Raw genomic sequence first — 18,199 nt, 5'->3', positions numbered from 1 at the left:
AAAAAATGCTATTTTATCGAATAAAAGCCTCTGAAACAGCTTTCCCCCGCCATGCCTGTGGTTGCTCAAGCCTTAGGATAGCGGCTAATGTAGCAGCAGTATCATAGGTGATTATTGTATTTTTTAGTTGGACATTCTTTTTTATACCTGGCCCACTTATTATCCAGGGAATCTGTACCTCATCAAGCGATTTCCCGCCATGTCCTTTGTCTTTTCCGCCATGGTCAGCTGTCACTAAAATAATCGTCTCGTCGGCAATCCCTGCCTGTTTAATAGCCTCAATAATTTTGCCTATACGTGCATCCACATTTTTGAGCATGGCATAATAGGCTGGCGTCCTATGTCCTTTGCCGTGTCCTGTATAATCCGGCTCACTGAAATGTACAAATGTGAATAAGGGTTTATCCTTAATTATCGTATTTACCGCCTGCTCCGCGCATAGATTTTCATCGTCATTTGCAGGAAGTACGTGGGTGATAGCCTCTTTTTCTATCAGATAGCCTATACCAGGCCAGCTAAAGGATACAGAAGTTACCGCTTGCGGTCGCTGATCGCGGATAACGCTGAATATACTAGGAAATTTTTTGTATTTCGTCTCTGCAATGGAAGGGATCTCGGGTTCCTGGCTCCCCCATTCGGTATAGCCATGCATCGTTGGCGAGCTTCCCATAAGCATCGAAGCCCAGTTTACGGCACTGGATGACGGCAGGACGGATCTCGCTTTCAAACTCCAAGATCCTTCGGTCATAAGCCGCTTTAAATTTGGCATCTCGGCATCCGGAATGGCGTACGCCCCAAGACCATCACAACCGATCATAACGATATGTTTGACCTTTTTAAACTGTGCACTTGCATAAAAATTGCAAAACAAAACTAATATTATTGGTATTACTATTTTTTTCATAATTATTTCCCTATTAAACTATTTAATTAACCACATCATTCCATTTTGCGTATCTCCGCCTCCAAATTGCTTAGCAATAGCCGCTTTTATATTTCCTTCATTAACGGTATACTCCGAAGTAGGATATGCCCAGCGAACCGGAATCGCATTGTTATTGGCATTAGAAGGTCCAATATCAAACTGTGGTATTCCAGTTCTCCTGAACTGATAATATGCCTGTAAACCTGAATTCTGGAAAAATGCAATATACTTTTGATTTAATATTTGTTTTAATCCATTGCTGTTATTTCCCTGGTAAACATTATTGAGCATAAAGCTGTTAATAGCATCACTTTTCACCCCATAGAACTCCATGGAGCTTTTGATACCACGACGGTAATGATCCGCCGCGTCCCCTTGTAGCCAGCCTCTATTGATCGCTTCTGCGATGTTTAAATGTGTTTCATAAGCACCCAATTGTACACAGGGGATCCCAGATGGTGATGCCATCCAATAATCGAAATTGATCATGGAAAGCTTCCCGTCAATTGTCTGTTTTTGAAGTGTAGACTGTAAGTCTCCGGTCAATCCACCACGATAAGACGTAAACTTTTCCGCATAATCCAGATCCCCGCTTTTTCGGGCTGAATCAGTAGGCCATGCCACCACCATTAGCCTTGGATCTTTTGTTTGCTTAGCGATATTAACGTAGGTAGCAGCCAGTGTATTTCTGTTATCGTATTTGACCACAACTCCGTCTGCAGGCCATAATGGATAGTTATTTGTACGGTTATTTCCATTATATACCAATTGAAAATTATCCGAGTTATCCAAAATTAATGGATATTTAGTCGTGTTATTCACAATTTCGGAAAACTGTTTTTTGATATCCAGATCAGTTTCATTAGCCCTTTTGCTTAATGATGTTAATACTCTTAATTTAAATGAGTTGACCAACTTTTGCCATTTTGCAAGATTACCGCCATAATAGAAGTCGCCATCTATCTTCACTCCTTCCGAAACCAGTGGACTAAGCATATTATTTGACTCTTCCAATAAATTTAGAATTTGTTGATAAACCAGTTTTTGATCGTCGTATTTCGGATTAAAATTGCCGTTACTGGTACCTTTTAAAGCTTCACTCATCGGAATATCACCAAATCTTTCGGTCATTCTTGTAAAAAAATAAGCCTTGAAAAATTTTGCCAGAGCAGCATAGGGAGCACCAGTGGCTCCAGCTTTTTCAGACTCAACCTCCATTCTCACAACATTCCGGAGCTGATCAAACTCGCCAAATGATCCAGTCGTCCAATTGTAGGATTGGCCACCGTAGTATTCGAAATTGAGCACCATATATTGATTGTGACGCTGGTCTGTAGACCAAGGTGAATCCGAACAGTTTAACAGCAATCCCGTCAATATCAACTGGGGTTTGGCATTATATATTGCTGCTGAATCCTGTTGGAGCGTATCTATCTTTTTACAGGATATAACACTGACCATAAGCACTAGTGCTAGTTTTATCGTTATATTTTTCATCATCTGTACTAAAAGGTTGCATTAATATTTAAACCAAAGCTTTTCACGGAAGGCGTCTGAAAACTAGCCGCGCCGATAAATTGGTCCAGATCCATATTCTTGGTTCCTTTGCCGGTAAAGTAAAGGAGGTTGCGGCCTACTAGCGAAACACTTGCCGATTTGAACAGCTTTGATCCGCTCAATATATTCGTTGGAACTTGATAACTTAGGATAAACTCTCTTAACTTCACAAAGGTCCTGCTGCGAGCCAGCATATCACCTGATCTATAATAATTACGTGCCCAGGTCTGCCATAATACCGGAACATCGTTTGGTGCAAATTTGCGTGTATCCGAGGTTACATTGCCATCTTGATCTGTATTTAACTGACCACTCACAACTTTTAAGCCGTCACTCATAACCGAACCGCGCCAGTCGCTGTTGTCCCTATTTTTCCAATCCAGATCTCTGTACTCATTTGCCGATTCCGGGGCAGTTCCCGAACTCCATTGATAACTGTCTACATAATTACTTATAAGGCCGCCAAATCTCCCGTCAAACTGAAAACTAAGGCCAAAATCTTTGTATTTAAAACTGTTATTTAAGCTCAGTACAAAATTGTTGTCATTGAAGCCTATTTTTGACGTATAGGGATTATAAGCAGGTAAACCATTCGTGCCGACGATCATCTTACCTTGTTCGTCCCGTTGAAAATCTGTGATGAAATATCCATCGACCCGGTCTCCAACTTTAATCATCCCATCGCGTTGAAGAATACCGTCGATTTCCTTTAACCAGCGATGATTGGTAGACCAGTTTGCCGTTACATTCCAGACAAAATCGCTGCTGCGTACTGGTGTTCCTTCTACCGTCAGCTCAAAACCTTTACGAATGTAGGTGTAGGCATTTTTTTGGATTCCTGTAACACCGGAACTGGATGAAACAGAAACATCCACAATTCCGGGCCCCTCGACATTCCTAAAATAGGCAAAATCGAATCCGATACGTCCGTTTAGTAATTTGGTTTCCATTCCGAGCTCATAGGTTTTCACACGAGATGGAAGAATTTGGTTGTTGTACAACACACCGCTGTAGTCCACGCCAACCATATTATCCCATCGTGTATCATAGGCACTATACTCTGGAAATAGCTTATAAATATTATAGGGATCACTCTCCGATACCAAATCACTTGCTACATTGGCATAGGAACCCCGAAGCTTCAATAAAGAGACAGCTTTAGGCATTTGGATCATTTCAGACAATACGGCACTAAGGGAAGCGGAGGGATAGAAATAGGTGTTTTTTGCCTTAGGCATGGTGGAAGATCGATCAAAACGCCCTGTTAGATTTAAAAATAGAAAATTTTTATAATCTAGATCCGTAAAGCCGTAAACACTCGCAACCTGACGCATCGCTTTGTCATTTTGAGGCTGATACTGCTCAACTGAATTGGATAGATCATAAACGCCAGGAACGATCAGCCCTCCTTTTGTAGAACCATAGAGGCTATTGACACTAACTGTTCTCAGGTTTCCAAAAGCGGATCCCTTAAAACCGATATCCCCAAATTTTTTCTGATAGCTAAGGGAGGCCTCGGTATTATTTTCCCAGAAGTTATCCATCGTTTCTTCGTATCCTCCTACCCGCCTAGGTTCGTAAAAATCTGCCGAAAGAGGATACTTTGTGGTGCGCTTACGATTCCAGCTGCTTACGTTGGTGCGCACGTTAAATGTAAATGCATCATTTATTTTGTAATTCATCAACACATGTCCGTATACATCTTCCTTATGATAGCTGCGGAGATTTTCATAGGCAACGAGCCAAGGATTATTATAAATCGTATATTCCCGATTATATTGTTGGATCCCCTCTTTGCCCGGTTGCCAATAATTACGTAGGTCATTCACATCATAATCTGCCCCACCCCATACCTGCATAAGGTAAATATAATTCATAGGACCATATCCCATATTGGGATAGTTGGGGGTGTATTGTCTGTTGTAATTGATATTGGCTTCGAATCGCATTTTTTTACCAGCATTAAGCCCCCCTGAGATATTAAAGTTAGTACTACCCAGCTTGGTATTTGGAACCTGTCCGCGCTGGTAATTTTGTGACAATGACATTCTGATCTCGCCTACCTCACTACTCGTCGATATGGCAAGGTTATTGGTCGTTAGAAAACCATTTCTCAAAAAATTTGTCAAGTTATCTTTACCTCTTGCCAGCCAAGGTATGGGAATGAGTTCGCCTGTTTTCTCATCTATTGGGCTATTGTATTGTGGGATCAGTTGCCCTTCAAATTTAGGCCCCCAAATATTGTAATCGTTATCGTTGATTCCGGCACCCCGACCATCTTTAAAAGCATATTTGAAATTATCCCCTGGCCCATATTCAGTCTGTGCTTTTGGGATAGCATTGAAACCTGTTTGTAATTGGTTACTTGAATTAAATTCAACCAGAAACCCTTTTCCGGCAGTACCTCCTTTTTTTGTCGTAATAACCAAGGCACCATTTATACCGCGCTGACCATACAAAGCGGCAGCATTGGCTCCCTTCAACACCGAATAGGAAGCAATATCATCGGGACTTAAATTCCATGAATCTGAACTTATTGGCACTCCATCGATGACAATCAATACTCCACTGCGTCCGCGAAGATAAATTCCCGGATCTCCAAAAAGATTGCTCGATGGTGTTATCGTTAGTCCTGACACCTTGCCTGTCAATGCCGAAATGCCATTGGGTTCACGCGCTTTGACCAAAGCCTCCCCTTTTACCTCCTGAACAGCATAACCTAATGCCTTTTTCTCCTTTTTGATACCCAATGCAGTCACTACGATTTCATCCAACTTACTGACTTGAGGAGACAGCTGCACGTTGAGTACATTGCTTTCAGTAACTGAAACTTCCTTCGTCTCATACCCCAAAAATGAGAATACCAACATGGCATTTGATGAAACTTCCATTTTAAAACCACCATTTGCATCTGTTACCCCTCCAGATTGCTGTCCTTTCACCGTTACCGACACCCCCGCGACAGGCTCACCTTTTTCATTTCTGACCGTACCGGTGACCTCTCTTTTTTGCACAGCAATAGGACGAGCCGTGATTTCGTTTTTCGCTAACTTTTCAACAATAATTCGGTTGCCCCTGATGAGGTACGAAAGGGATCTATCGGTCAAAATTTTGTCTAATAGCACTTCGATTGGCACGTTGTGCAACTCCACCGAAACTGGGGTAGTATGACGGATATCTTCTGCCAAACACAGAAAATAAAACCCCGAGGTCTTACTTATTTGATTGAAGACTTCCTTTAGGGATTTGTTCTTCACTTTTATCGATACATTTTGAGCCTTTACATTGGCAAAAGCCTGTGTCATTGATAAAATAGAAGTTAATACGATCAACTTTAACATAAACAGGAACTTAAATAGTCCATGAACATACCACGAAGGATATGCACGATTATTTTTATACATTTGTATAGGTTTAATAATTTAAGATTTAGAGACTTAAAAAAATTACGCCGATGCACATCAAGTGCTTAATTGAACCGGAGATGTTGGTCGCATCTCTGGTTTACTTTTGGCGCCTTAATCTGCTATTAATAGATCACCTGCACCTCCTTTCCTTTTCTGATAAATTTCACTCCGCTCAATCGTTCAAGATCTCGAAGTAAGTCGTCTAAAGAGCCCGTAATTGGGAAAGTCCCTTGTATGCGCTTAATAGATTTTCGATTCGGAGCTGTTACGGAAATATTATACCACTTTGCAACGTGTTGCATGACGGATACTAGGTCCAAATCATTAAAGACAAAATAGCCATTCTTCCAAGCCAATACTTGATCACGTTCGACAGTGCCGGTCTGTATCGTATTATTTCTTTTATCAGAAATAAGTTGATGGCCCGGAGTAAGTGGATAGAGCTCTTTCCCATTCTTGAAAGCTACATGGCCTTCAAATAAGGAAGTCGTTATATGAGGTTCGGAAGCGTATGCTTTCAGGTTAAACTTGGTACCAGTTACGATGATCTGGCTGTTTCGGGCATTAACCAAAAAAGGCTTAACAGGGTTTGAAACAACTTCAAAATATGCTTCGCCGTCAAGGATAACGTTGCGATCAGTAGCTTCAAATCGTGTTGGGTAGCTTAAACTACTTCCTGCATTTAACCATACTTTAGTGCCGTCCATAAGGACAACATTAAACTGATGCTGGCTTGGGACATGTATTGTATTGACTGTGTTAGGTCCAATTGTATGCTGTTTATTAAAATTGGTCTGTCTAAGATCCAATTCTTTGATCCCACCCAACACTTCTATATCGCCAGTACTAGACTTAATCGTGACATCCTGATAGGATTCATTAACTGATTTTGCAATAATTTGTTTATCCTGACTAAACTCATTTTTTTTATTAAAATAGAAGGCTCCCAACCCAATTAAAAAGATCAAAGAAGCCGCGATGGATAGCGTTTGAATGAGTTTAATTTTTTTTCTAGATGCCTTAATCGCTATCTGATCAAAAATATAACTGCGCATCCGATCCTTGGTGCCTTCCTTATGCAGCTCTGATTCCCATTGCAGTTTATTCTCAAATCCTCTTTTGAGAATAAACCGTTCAATTTTTCTATTCTCCTCCGTTGTGGTTTTTTCAGCGACATAACGTTGCAACAAATCTTTAAAGATTTTGGAATTCATTTATCACAAATTATAGTTGGTTTATATAGGTATGAGGTATTTTGGGCAACAGAGTAGTACGCTACATAAGTAAAAAAAATCAAATCACTGATAATCAACAAGAAAAATTAATTACAACAGTCAAAAATTAAAAATAGGATGAGGTAAGGGATATATTCTTCATCTACTTTTAACCTCAAATGCTTTAAAGCTTTATATATTTGTTTTTTTACAGTCTTGTCGGAGATATTCAGCTTTTCAGCAATCTGCTGATAGGTCAAATGTTGTTTTCTGCTCAATAGAAATACTTCCCGCATTTTTTCGGGTAGTCTCGATATTTCCGCTTCCAACAAGCTATTTAATTCTTTACTTTCCAACACTTTATCTATAGAATGAAATTTTTCGGTATAACGATCGACATAAGAATTTATAGCTTCTTGATTATCTAATCGGAGTCGAAGATGTTTAAAGGCTAAGTTGCGGGAAATAATATATAGATAGGCTTTTATGGATCTTAACTTTGGTATATCTTTCCGGACTTCCCACAATGCCAAGAAACTTTCTTGTACAATATCACAAGCCTCACTCTCGTCCGGAATTATTCGCATGACATAGCGCAAGATATCTTCCCAGTATTGTTCATAAACATCTGAAAAACCTTCCCGCTCATCCACAGACATCTTTGATATCAATTCCGAATTGCTTGCCAACATCATAGAAAACTGTTGATTATTTTAGTATATATATACAATATTACAAAATATCCATTATTTTTCATTTTTTTTTACCCGTTGAATCTTCAATACTATACTGTCGAAAAATAGCTATGATAACAATAAAATGTTTGGTTCACATTTAAAGCTGATAGCCAGCGATCTAAAATCATAAAAAAGGTCGGAGCAGCAATTGATCCACCTTAAAAAACTTTCCTTTAATTACCCCACGTATACCTATCTCCTGTATACCTATCCAACCTACGAACAAGACAGACAGCTGTGCTTCTTTGACTATACCCGATCGACCTTACTGTTTCGTACCTATACCTACACAATAAACTTTCTGATGCTCATCATATAACCTAGATGCAGTCCTTCATGAAAATTATTCCATTCGAATGCATCGTATATTGAAGTGAGATGAAAGCCCGTCCCCGTAGTACGTTCACGGTAGGTCACAAACTTTTTGTTGTTAAAATCACTGATTGTCGGTTCTATCTGTTCAAGGAGCAATCTTTTCAGCAAGTCGGCTTCCTGTTGCGCTACAGGTGCAGTAGGCTTTGTTCCGGACTGGTAGTTCAAAAAGACTTCCTCGGGAATATGTCCTTCTACCTCAGATCCGATATAAATTAATTTATGTTGTGTGGCAATGATGTGCCCGATATTCCAGATCAGGTTGTTGCTGAAGCCATCAGGAATGCGATTGAGCTGTTCCAATGAATAGTTTTCAAAGAATTTGAGGTAAGCCATTCGGCTCGTTTTCCATGCGCGAAAGAGTGATTCCATGTCTTGTTAACTGTCCGTGTTTTGTGAACAAAAATAAGCTGAATCTTTAAAACTTTCAAAGTCTATTTACGGCAATCGGATGCTATACCCAAATTTCTTGCGAGGGGGACCCGAAGATACTGATTCGTTTTTTATTGAACTTTTTGATAAGAGTATTGTTCATTTTAAAAGGAATATGGTTCAATTTTTAAAGAAGAACGTATGAAAGCACAAATCGGACTGATTATCACGGCAATTGCTGGAGCAGCATTGCTTGTATACAGAAGCTGGAAACAAGGTTCTGTACAAGAATCAACAGAAAAAATAGATCGCAAAGAGACGGGCAATTTAGCGACCCCACCCTCTTGGTACCGCCCGCTTAAAATGCCCGATATCGACAGCATCGATATTGTGTCATTGCAATATGCACCCGTCATGGTATCGCCCGACAGAAATGATGCGGCGCAAGGGATCAACAAAAACATTTCGTATTACCATAAAGGTAATAGACATCAATAAGGTAGTCGTGTTACTACCTTATTGCTATCTATAGATTCTGAATAACTAACAGAACAATAGCTCATTGCGCTAATTATTCATTCCTTTTCTTGAGCTGGCCTCAGGCAAGCGGAGCTCTGTCAAAACAACAGCTTATCGCTCCAGTTCTTTCAGGTATTCGATCATGGCATCGAGGCTTTGTAAGAGCTTTTCACCTTCAAACCCCACCTTTCGAAAACGAATGTTTCCTTTTTTGTCCAGGATTAACGTTGTCGGAATTGACGTTATTTCCAGCTTGCTACTGAGCTTTTTATCTTGGTTGTAATAAAATGGAAAGTCAAATTGGGGATTGCCCTGTGCCCATTTGTAGGCGTCGTCCCAGCTATTTCCACTGCCCGAATTGAGTACAACAAATTTCACTTGCGGATCGTCCGCATATTTTTTGTACACCTGATGTAAATAGGGAAAAGAGGCAATGCAGGGCTTGCACCAGGTGGCCCAAAAATCAATGATCACAATCTTGTCCATGAGTTCCGCCTTAAGCAATGGTTTCTTGTCCATATCAACTAGGCTGATGTCTTCTGGAAATGGCGTATTGCCGATGATTTTCTGAAACTCATCATAATACCCCTGTTTCCATTGCTTGTCAAGTTTGCTAAAATAAGCTTGCCGTTCGGCAGCATTGCCCATCCCTGTTTTAACGAGCGCGCCGTCGAGAAGCTGCCGGATCTGTGGGTCAAAAGGAGCATGCCGATAGGCTGCCCCCAACAGGGGAATAGCACTGTCTGGATCATTCCACTGCTGATACTGCAGGGCAACGGCCCGCAGCAGTGTTGCGGATTGAAGTGTAGGGATGCTTTTGGTAAACCATTCTCGGGCTACTTCGGGCTGATTTAACTGCGCGGTGATCAGTCCCTGATTAGCCATAATTTCAGCTTTTATCGCCCTGAGCTTATCGGCCTTGGCCGGATCATGGGCCACCAGATAACCCGTTTCCGGGAAATAGCGTATTAGACTCACGGGATAGGCCGCAACACTATCAAGAAGATATAAATTGAGTTTGGACGCCTCCTGCAGCATCAGCTTATGATCCAATAGCAGCTGCACATATTCATTATAAGTGCGCCATTTATAGGGATCTTGTTCCCAACGGGTAATCAGGGGCAGATATTTCCGGGCCTGTACGCTGTCGCCATGCCGCACATAGTAGGTAAAAAGATATTCGTAAGCGCTGCCATAGGCCGCCTCATTATCGGCCGTTTTGAGCGAAAGAAGCTCCCCTATCTTTGCGACCACGGTGCTGGAATCCTGCTCGCGGAACAACTTATTGAGCCGATAAGACAGCCCGATCTTCTTGTTGGGAAACTCGTTGATCACAACCTGACGGATCGAATCCACTTTTTGGTTTTGGCCCAGTATCAGATAGCCCATGGTCACCTTGTTGAGGTTACCTTCAAAGAGTGGATTGCTTCTGAATTTCTGTTCCACCACAGCCAAACCCTTATTCAACAGCCGCGCCTGCTGGGCCGGACTACCGGTTTTCATCTGTAGCGCAATTAGACGGAGCTGGGCCTCATAGTTGTCGGGATATAGACTCAACTCTTTTTTGAGGTAATATTCCTGTGTAGCAACGATCCGATCCGAGGTTTTATCCTGCACCGGTACGCTGTAGGATTTTCCCAGGTAATTACCAGCGATCAGTTTCCCCTGCTTATAGACGTAGATCTCATATTGACTGCTATCGCTTGCCTGCTGTACAAATTTCTTGTCTTTGTCGGCGATCGTAAAGCAGGAAAAGTTGGCATAGGCGGGCAGTTTAAAGCGCACACGCCACAGTCCGCCTTCTTGCTGCATGGGCAGCCGACTCGGAAATTCATAAAAATTCGAATAGTTGAAATCCACGAAAAATGGCCCGGCACGATGAGCAGCAGCAGATTTACCCGGATCAAAGCTGATGGTCACGCTATCACCGGCTGCCGCTTTTTCCGGTGTTATGCTGACTTGCGCCTGCAACAGCAGGCTTGCCTGTAGCAAAATAAGCAGCAAGGCATATTTGAATGGCTTAATCATTCTGTTGGAGGTTAGCATTGGTGATTAAAATAGCACTGGCGATCGGTATTTTGATGTCGCTTTCACTAAAGTCTGTTTTGACCTTTGAAAGTACAGGCAGGGCCCTGTTTGTGCGCACCAGGTCAAACCAACGGTGGCCCCATTCACCGAGCAGTTCCAGCTGGCGTTCTTTTTCAAGCGCCAGGGCGATGCCCGCCTTGTCCATCGTTTGTGGTCGCGCGACAAGGCCTGCACGCTCACGGATCAGATTGATATCCTGTAGTGCCGCCTGCAACTTATTTTGGTTCAACCGCGCTTCGGCACGGATCAGATACTGCTCGGCAAGTCGCAGCACGGTATTGTATTCGGCAACAGGTGCACCTGTACGCACCTTGTACTTATAGGGCATATAAAGCGTTTTATTACTTACAACATAAGGTTTTAACCACATGGCTTTACGTAGGTCATTCTCTTCATAGGCCGCTACCGTGGTATCATACACCTGATAGTAACTCCGTGCTGTAGCTACGGCCGGAACGATGCTGAAACCCTCCCAGGTATTGACCCCGGCAGTAGAAAGATTAACTGTCTGCAGCTGCCAGATCGCCTCTTTGCTCGTTTTCAAAAAAACGGTATTTAGATCACGCGACAGCTCATACCGATTATCAGCGATGACTTTGTCAGCCATCTCTTCGGCATTGGCCCAGTCTGCATGATACAGATATACCCGGGCCAATAGCGCGTCAACCGCTTTTCTATTGGGGCGGGTACGCTCATTGCCCTGATAGGCGTCGGAAATATCGGCAGCAGCCTTCTTCAGATCATCTAACATGAACGCATAGAGCTCCTCCCGGGAGGCCGGACCTTTTCGGTTGTTGGCCTCCAAATCTTTGGTATCCGTGATCAAGGGTACTTTGTTGAAGAGGTTGCTCAGGTAAAAGTAATTGAACACCCGCGTAAAACGGGCTTCAGCCGATAGCTGTGCCTTTACCGTGCTGCTGAGCGCCGAAGCTTCCACTCCTTCGATAATCTTATTGCTGTGATTGATATAGCTATAAGGTTGCGACCAGAGCCGATCGAGATAAGAGGTCGCCGGACTTAGTTTATTGTACTTGTACTCATCGTAGCTTGTAAAGGCTGAGTTGTAATCGTCGGCCAGACTGGACAGCACAATGGTCATCAGCCCGCTAGCGAACTGGTTATTGTAATTGTTCATACTGGTATAGAGTCCGCCCACGGTTGCTGTGGCCGTCTTTTCGTCACTGAAGGCCGATTCTGCCGCCACTTCTGTCTTGGGTGGGTCCACTGCCAGGAATTTATTGCAGGATATGTTTATCAGTGCTGTCGCAAAAAGGCTGTAGATGATATATTTGTTCATGGGATAAGTCTTTAGTCGTTTTATGATCATTAAAAAGTGAGCTGAACCGCAAAAGTATAGGTACGCATTGATGGCGTGGCGCTGTTCCGTACCGAACCAAAGGGATTGACATCCGAGAGATAGGTGCGGTCAAAACCAGGCATCTCGGGATCCATCCCCCTGAAGCTTGTCCAGGTAAAGAGGTTCTGCGCATTAAATTGTACCAACGCCCTGCTGATATTGATCTTCTGGGTCCATTTGGAAATATCATAACTGAGCGATACATTTTTTAAGCGGATAAAAGAAGCATCGTCCCATACGGCCGATGAATACCGGTAGTAATTGCGGTAAGCCAGGTTCGCTTCGTTGGCGCTATTGGCGGTAGCGCGTGGCACATCCGTCACATCTCCAGGCTGCTGCCAACGGTCCAACACATATTCATCCAGATTGCCCATTCCGCCAATGGTCGTTGCCTGCGGGCCATACCCAATGGATGGTCCCTCCTGTTTAACAAATTGAAATAGGAATCCAAGGCTCACACTGCCATAACTTAAATTATTGCCGATACCACCATAATACTTGGGCAGCAGTGATCCCAAGGTCACATAGTCATTGAAATCACTGATCTTCCCATCGCCATCCACATCCCGGAATTGAGCGACCCCGGTTTGCGGATCCACTCCAGTAAACTGAAATCCACGGACGATACGTGTGGACTCGCCAATGACGTATCGCCTTGCATCACTAGTATTTTCAAGCCCAGGATATTCCAACAGGGTATTTGATGGAAAAGTAATATTGAAATTGGTTTTCCAGCTGAACTTCTCTTTTTGGATATTAACACTGCTCAGCTCAATCTCCCAGCCCTTATTTTCGATCAGTGCCGGGGTATTCCCAAAATAGGAATTATAGCCCGTCTGCGGCGCGAGCACAATATTGATCAACTGATTATCCGATCTATTGTTGTAATAATTGGTTGTAAGGAAAATACGGTCCCTGAAAAAGCCAAGGTCGAGGCCCAGTTCTTTCTTTTTAATTTCTTCCCATCCAAAATTGGGATTAAATACCCGTGTCGGATACAGTCCGGTGATGCCCTGGTAGGCAAAGCCCGTTCCCCAGGTATCCAGGTACTGGTAATCTCCGATCTGGTCATTGCCCGTCACCCCCCAGCTGGCACGTAATTTTCCGAAGCTCAAGATAGACTGATCTTTTAAAAATTCTTCGCTACTGAATACCCAGGCTGCACCAATCGACCCAAAATTACCGTACTTATTGTTGGGCCCAAAGCGGGACGAACCATCCCTTCGGTAGCTGACATTCACAAGGTACCTATCCGCATAGGCATAATTGATACGCCCAAATGCAGACTGGTAGCGGTAGTCCGCATACTGATTGTTGCGGATTGCAATGACACCTGCGGCAGCCATGTTGGCTAACTGGGAATCACTTGGGTAGCTGCTGCCATCCAAGTATTTACCTTCGCTGACCCGCTGCTGCCAGGTGCCACCCAAAAGGAACTTAAATTCATGTTTCCCAAAGTTTTTGCTGTAATTCAATTGCGGCTCAACGATGTAGGACTGATAATCCGAGTTCCCGTAAGAGGCCATTGAGCCCGTACTGGTCAATGGATTAAATCCTACATTGGGCAGCAGGCGTGTCTGGTCCATGCTTTTGAGGTTATACCCTACATTGACTTTAGCGACCAATTCGGGCAAGATCGCGTACTCGGCTGAAAAGTTGGCCAGCAGGGATTTTGATTTTGATATACTCGACCGCTCCATATAGGCGGCTGGATTCTGCAAGGTTTGTTGAAACCAATAATAGTCTCCCTTTTCATCGTATAAAGGATAATTGGGCGCCAGATTGTAAAACTGTGCAATATCCGTCGGTACCGTATTATTACGGTCCAGGTTGAGGTTGAAACTGCTATTGAGTTTAAATCGCTGATCTTTGGACTGCGTAGACAGATTCAACAGCGCACCCCCACGCTGATAATTTTGATTACCGGGCAAGGCATCACCCTGGCGATTGAAATTGGCACTGGCCAGGTATTGCGTATATTCGTTTCCACCGGAAAATGACAGCTGATAGGTTGAGAAAGGAGCAGATGCACCGTAAAACTCTTTTTGCCAGTCACTGTAAGCGGACTGATCCCATGTCAGTAGATCCGGCGCATTATCTGCTGTCGCCGTCCAATTATCGTTTTTAAATCCCTCCTTACGGATTTCCAAATATTGCTCTGTATTGAGCATCTTGAGATTTCGAATGGCTTTACCGGAGCCAATATTGGCATTAAAATCTATTTTAAGTCCGCTTTTATTTCCCTTTTTCGTTGTGATCAGGATCACTCCATTCCCACCCCGGGAGCCATAAATGGCTGTTGCATCGGCATCCTTAAGCACATCAATCCGTTCAATATCCTTTGGATTGATCAGGCTTAGCGGGCTTTGATTCCCATTGGCTGAGGTAAACTGATTCATGCTTTCGTCCGAAAATGGAATACCGTCGATAATGTAAAGGGGGCTACTGCCATTGCTCAGTGAATTGACACCACGCAGTTGCACCTGAAAAGAGCTACCCGGCAGCCCCGAATTGGAGGCTATATTGAGTCCGGCCACGCGGCCCTGCAATGCAGCCAAAGGATCCAGTACCGGCTGTGTCTCTATTTCCTTGCCGGTCACGCTGGATACCGAACCCGTATTTTTGCGTCTCGAAGATGTGCCGTAACCGATCACCACCACCTCATCCAGGTTGCCAGGATCGATCTCAAGGCTTATTTCAATGATGCCGTTGCCCGCGACCTTAACTTCCTTGCTGCGGTAACCAACATAACTCAAGAGCAGTATATCATCCTGCTGCAGTCCATTTAAACTAAAACGGCCGCTGGCATCGGTAACCGTACTGATGACCTTGTTTTTAACACGGACACTGACCCCTTCAAGCGTTGCACCCGAAGCATTGCTGACCCGACCACTGATCGTAGCCTGCTGAGTCTTGCCAGCTGCTTTCCCCTGAAGCACGATGGTGTTTTTGACAATTTGATAGCGGATGCCTTTTGCCGAGAATGCCTGTTTAAGTAGTTCAGGGATATTGGCATTGCTCAAATTGATATCAACATTCAGATCGGGGCTAATTTCATTGGGATCATAAACAAAGCGATAATCGCTACGCTGTTCGATGGCTTTGACGAGCTGTTTAAATTGAACATGGTTGGATGGTTTGTCACCCTGCTGGCTAAAGGCATAGCCATTGACATGCATCAGCATAAATAGCAGTGTTTTTACGGACTGTTTCATAGGGTATTTAGATTGAAAATTCGTTTGTTTGGTCTTTGGTTAGGGAACAAGTAAGAGTCTGTCCTTGTCGATTGTATAATTTATGCCGGCGAACCGCAATATCTTCAGCACTTCGGCAAAGGACTCTTTTTTGCTGATTTTTCCGCTAAGCACTTTATTTTTATAGACGGGCGACAGGCTATAGGTAAAATTGTACCAACGGGCCAGATCGGCCAAAATCTCAGGAAGCGGTGTCTGGTCAAATTCAAAGTAACCATCTTTCCAGTTGGCCGCATCCTGCTGTTTGTTTTCTTGCTGAAGCTGGAAGTCCCCATTCAGTACATTCAGCTGGATGCGCTGTCCGGGGAGCAGAATCTCCTGCAGGCCGGCATTGCTGACCCGTATTTTTCCTTCATCAAGCTGTGTGGTTAAGAGCTGACTATCATTGGGGTATAACTTGACATTGAAGGCAGTCCCCAGGGCTTCAATGCTCGTCTTGCCTACATGCACAATAAAGGGTTTCACTTTATTTTTTGCCACTTTAAAATAGGCTTCCCCCTCCAAGAATACAGCCCGCTCCTGTACATTGTATCCCGATCCGATTTCCAGCTTACTGTCGGCATTTAACCACACCGTCGTACCATCGGGAAGTTCCATTTTGAATTCTTGCCCCTTTTTGGTCTTGATTGCCACTTGATCCCCCTTGCGTTGTTCCATCCATGCCGGGCTGAACGGCTTCTTTTCGTCCAGGCTGACCACTTCATTTCCGATCAGCAGATCGGCCTGGAATTGACCGACACTAAAAGGCAGTGGCTGTGGGGATCGCTGGCGTCCGGAAAAGAAGTACATGACTGCGCCTGCCATCAAAAAGAATACAACACTAGCCGCGACCTTCAGATAGGCCCTCCTATGGCGATTGGCCCGCAATTCGGGCCCAAAAATATGTTGTTGGAAATAGCGATCTTCGGCAGCCAGATCAAGTTCCGGAATATCTTTTGCGTTATTTGCCTTGCTAAGCTGATTGTACCAACTTTCGACATACGCCATTTCCTCGGCGCTGCACATCCCCTGCTGATACTTCTGCAGTAATTGTTTCGATAATCGTTGCTTCATAGGTTCTTTCCTGTTTACAGTTTAGAAGACAGGATAACACCCACTTAGTGGTAGAAAAAAATGAAAATAGTTCGTATTTTTTTTCTTAAAACCGTCAACGCATTGTATATCTGCTTTTTGACAGTCTGCTCAGAGATATCAAGTTCCTCGGCGATCTCCCGATAACTCCGTTGTTCGAAACGACTTTTTTTGAAGATCAAAGCCATTTTGCGCGGCAGCTTTTCAATCGCTTGATCAATCTGCTCAGCTAATTCTTTCTCCCGCAGCAGCTCGTCGGGCATAATTTCAAGCGCTGGGGCTGCATGTTCAAGGTAATGTTCATATTTACGTCCCACATCTTGGCTTGCGATGCGGTTGATCACCAGATTACGGGCCGAACGAAAGAGATAAGCCTGATACGAATGCTCGATTTCCAGCCGCTCCATACGGTCCCAGAGATTTGCAAATATTTCCTGTACAATATCACGGGCCTCGTCCCGATCATTTAACATCCGGAAAACATGTACATACAACTTCACCCAATTTTCTTCGTAAAGCTGGGTAAACAATTGTCTGACATGTGCTACATTCATTCTGATGGTTTAGTTACTGTTGATCACTCAAAATTAGGCTTTATTTTTAGGAAAGTCAATTTATGATGGATTTCTAATAAAACCAGTAGAATAACGCAACCAAAGACCACCTTTTGTTACATTTAATTTATTCACAATCTGAATCACGATGGATAAACCGATCGCCGAACCATCACACTTTAGGCCCCTGAATCCATAAAGAAGATCCATTTTCGTTCAATTGCAAGGATGTTGATAAGGCCATCAACTAAACGAAGCAAAGCCTATTTCCTATTTTTTTCGTATCTTATCTCACTATGAAAATAGTAGACATCACAAAAGACACTTTAATCAGTGCTCAGAAAGAAGGATTTACAGTTTTAATCACGAAATTTAATTCAGATCCGTTAAACCCAACCTGGATTGTTGATAAGGTTGAAAACAGCAAAATAGAATCTAGCAAAAAAATGCTGAGCGAAAACTACCAGCTATGCTATTCCATTAAAGAAGCTATTACGACGATCGATAGCCGCCCCTTTATCGGAAAATTACAACTGAGCCATTAATATCGTTTGATCAATTTATAATTCAATACGCAATCGGAAGAATGTGTTGTTTCACTAACCTGTTAGACGGATGCATCACAACGGGATGATTACGGTAAAATACAAGCACGAGAAAAGGCAGCCAGAGGAGGCTGCCTTTTCCAGTCTCTGGGGACCATTGAAAGAGGCCGGTCACGCTATACCGCCAGTTTAACCCTTGGCTTATTGCGTTAAACAATTGCGGGGAC

14 protein-coding genes are annotated in these 18,199 nt (G+C 43.3%); 3 read left to right on the top strand and 11 right to left on the bottom strand.

Going from position 1 to position 18,199, the window contains the following annotated elements:
* Nucleotides 1-13: 13 nt before the first annotated feature.
* The 6 genes from DFQ12_RS01160 to DFQ12_RS01135 form a co-directional block, all read right to left on the bottom strand.
* Entirely contained in the window at nt 14-904 is an 891-nt protein-coding gene (locus tag DFQ12_RS01160) for an alkaline phosphatase family protein (RefSeq protein WP_120257199.1), read from the bottom strand.
* A gap of 18 nt (nt 905-922) precedes the next feature.
* Nucleotides 923-2,425, bottom strand: a complete 1,503-nt coding sequence (locus DFQ12_RS01155) for a SusD/RagB family nutrient-binding outer membrane lipoprotein (RefSeq protein ID WP_208642410.1) — start codon at nt 2,423-2,425, stop codon at nt 923-925.
* Nucleotides 2,426-2,430: 5 nt separating this feature from the next.
* On the bottom strand, nt 2,431-5,886 hold the full coding sequence (locus DFQ12_RS01150) for a SusC/RagA family TonB-linked outer membrane protein (RefSeq protein ID WP_208642409.1): 3,456 nt from the start codon (nt 5,884-5,886) through the stop codon (nt 2,431-2,433).
* 125 nt (nt 5,887-6,011) lie between these two features.
* The gene (locus tag DFQ12_RS01145) at nt 6,012-7,103 is read right to left on the bottom strand and encodes a FecR family protein (protein ID WP_120257197.1); all 1,092 of its coding nucleotides are present in this window, start codon (nt 7,101-7,103) and stop codon (nt 6,012-6,014) included.
* Nucleotides 7,104-7,210: 107 nt separating this feature from the next.
* Nucleotides 7,211-7,798 (bottom strand): RNA polymerase sigma factor, encoded by a 588-nt coding sequence (locus tag DFQ12_RS01140; protein WP_120257196.1) that lies wholly within the window; start codon nt 7,796-7,798, stop codon nt 7,211-7,213.
* Between the two features lie 327 nt (nt 7,799-8,125).
* Nucleotides 8,126-8,584: a DinB family protein gene (locus DFQ12_RS01135; protein WP_120257195.1), complete on the bottom strand. Its 459-nt coding sequence runs from the start codon at nt 8,582-8,584 to the stop codon at nt 8,126-8,128.
* 201 nt (nt 8,585-8,785) lie between these two features.
* Between DFQ12_RS01135 and DFQ12_RS01130 the strand changes: the two genes are divergently transcribed.
* Nucleotides 8,786-9,082: a hypothetical protein gene (locus tag DFQ12_RS01130; RefSeq protein WP_120257194.1), complete on the top strand. Its 297-nt coding sequence runs from the start codon at nt 8,786-8,788 to the stop codon at nt 9,080-9,082.
* A 132-nt stretch (nt 9,083-9,214) separates the two neighbouring features.
* Here the strand turns inward: DFQ12_RS01130 and DFQ12_RS01125 are convergent, their stop codons facing one another.
* From DFQ12_RS01125 to DFQ12_RS01105, 5 genes are read right to left on the bottom strand one after another with little or no spacing between them, the layout of a single operon-like run.
* Nucleotides 9,215-11,131 (bottom strand): TlpA disulfide reductase family protein, encoded by a 1,917-nt coding sequence (locus tag DFQ12_RS01125; protein WP_167457164.1) that lies wholly within the window; start codon nt 11,129-11,131, stop codon nt 9,215-9,217.
* Nucleotides 11,124-12,488: a RagB/SusD family nutrient uptake outer membrane protein gene (locus DFQ12_RS01120; protein WP_167457163.1), complete on the bottom strand. Its 1,365-nt coding sequence runs from the start codon at nt 12,486-12,488 to the stop codon at nt 11,124-11,126. Before DFQ12_RS01120 ends, DFQ12_RS01125 begins: the two co-directional genes overlap by 8 nt.
* A gap of 29 nt (nt 12,489-12,517) precedes the next feature.
* The gene (locus tag DFQ12_RS01115; protein WP_120257191.1) at nt 12,518-15,763 is read right to left on the bottom strand and encodes a TonB-dependent receptor; all 3,246 of its coding nucleotides are present in this window, start codon (nt 15,761-15,763) and stop codon (nt 12,518-12,520) included.
* A gap of 39 nt (nt 15,764-15,802) precedes the next feature.
* Complete coding sequence (locus DFQ12_RS01110; protein ID WP_120257190.1) at nt 15,803-16,855, bottom strand: FecR family protein; 1,053 nt, start codon at nt 16,853-16,855, stop codon at nt 15,803-15,805.
* 44 nt (nt 16,856-16,899) lie between these two features.
* Nucleotides 16,900-17,427, bottom strand: coding sequence for an RNA polymerase sigma-70 factor (locus tag DFQ12_RS01105; RefSeq protein WP_120257189.1), 528 nt, complete (start codon nt 17,425-17,427; stop codon nt 16,900-16,902).
* Nucleotides 17,428-17,723: 296 nt separating this feature from the next.
* Here DFQ12_RS01105 and DFQ12_RS01100 point away from each other — a divergent pair, with 296 nt between their 5' ends.
* Together DFQ12_RS01100 and DFQ12_RS28445 are read left to right on the top strand one after the other, a co-directional pair.
* A complete protein-coding gene (locus tag DFQ12_RS01100) occupies nt 17,724-17,972 on the top strand; it encodes a hypothetical protein (protein ID WP_120257188.1) in 249 nt (82 codons plus the stop codon).
* A 70-nt stretch (nt 17,973-18,042) separates the two neighbouring features.
* Nucleotides 18,043-18,165, top strand: coding sequence for a hypothetical protein (locus tag DFQ12_RS28445; protein WP_279634378.1), 123 nt, complete (start codon nt 18,043-18,045; stop codon nt 18,163-18,165).
* The last annotated feature ends 34 nt before the right edge of the window (nt 18,166-18,199 follow it).

The organism is Sphingobacterium detergens (assembly GCF_003610355.1).
In the GTDB taxonomy this organism is placed as follows: Bacteria; Bacteroidota; Bacteroidia; order Sphingobacteriales; family Sphingobacteriaceae; genus Sphingobacterium; species Sphingobacterium detergens.
This window is presented reverse-complemented; position numbering and strand designations above follow the sequence as displayed.

Bases quoted from the DNA above. Each gene is read 5' to 3' on its own strand.
- DFQ12_RS28445 (WP_279634378.1), top strand. From the start codon at position 18,043: ATGCATCACAACGGGATGATTACGGTAAAATACAAGCACGAGAAAAGG.
- DFQ12_RS01110 (WP_120257190.1), bottom strand. From the start codon at position 16,855: ATGAAGCAACGATTATCGAAACAATTACTGCAGAAGTATCAGCAGGGG.
- DFQ12_RS01105 (WP_120257189.1), bottom strand. From the start codon at position 17,427: ATGAATGTAGCACATGTCAGACAATTGTTTACCCAGCTTTACGAAGAA.
- DFQ12_RS01100 (WP_120257188.1), top strand. From the start codon at position 17,724: ATGAAAATAGTAGACATCACAAAAGACACTTTAATCAGTGCTCAGAAA.
- DFQ12_RS01160 (WP_120257199.1), bottom strand. From the start codon at position 904: ATGAAAAAAATAGTAATACCAATAATATTAGTTTTGTTTTGCAATTTT.
- DFQ12_RS01140 (WP_120257196.1), bottom strand. From the start codon at position 7,798: ATGATGTTGGCAAGCAATTCGGAATTGATATCAAAGATGTCTGTGGAT.
- DFQ12_RS01150 (WP_208642409.1), bottom strand. From the start codon at position 5,886: ATGTATAAAAATAATCGTGCATATCCTTCGTGGTATGTTCATGGACTA.
- DFQ12_RS01130 (WP_120257194.1), top strand. From the start codon at position 8,786: ATGAAAGCACAAATCGGACTGATTATCACGGCAATTGCTGGAGCAGCA.
- DFQ12_RS01155 (WP_208642410.1), bottom strand. From the start codon at position 2,425: ATGATGAAAAATATAACGATAAAACTAGCACTAGTGCTTATGGTCAGT.
- DFQ12_RS01115 (WP_120257191.1), bottom strand. From the start codon at position 15,763: ATGAAACAGTCCGTAAAAACACTGCTATTTATGCTGATGCATGTCAAT.
- DFQ12_RS01120 (WP_167457163.1), bottom strand. From the start codon at position 12,488: ATGAACAAATATATCATCTACAGCCTTTTTGCGACAGCACTGATAAAC.
- DFQ12_RS01125 (WP_167457164.1), bottom strand. From the start codon at position 11,131: ATGATTAAGCCATTCAAATATGCCTTGCTGCTTATTTTGCTACAGGCA.
- DFQ12_RS01145 (WP_120257197.1), bottom strand. From the start codon at position 7,103: ATGAATTCCAAAATCTTTAAAGATTTGTTGCAACGTTATGTCGCTGAA.
- DFQ12_RS01135 (WP_120257195.1), bottom strand. From the start codon at position 8,584: ATGGAATCACTCTTTCGCGCATGGAAAACGAGCCGAATGGCTTACCTC.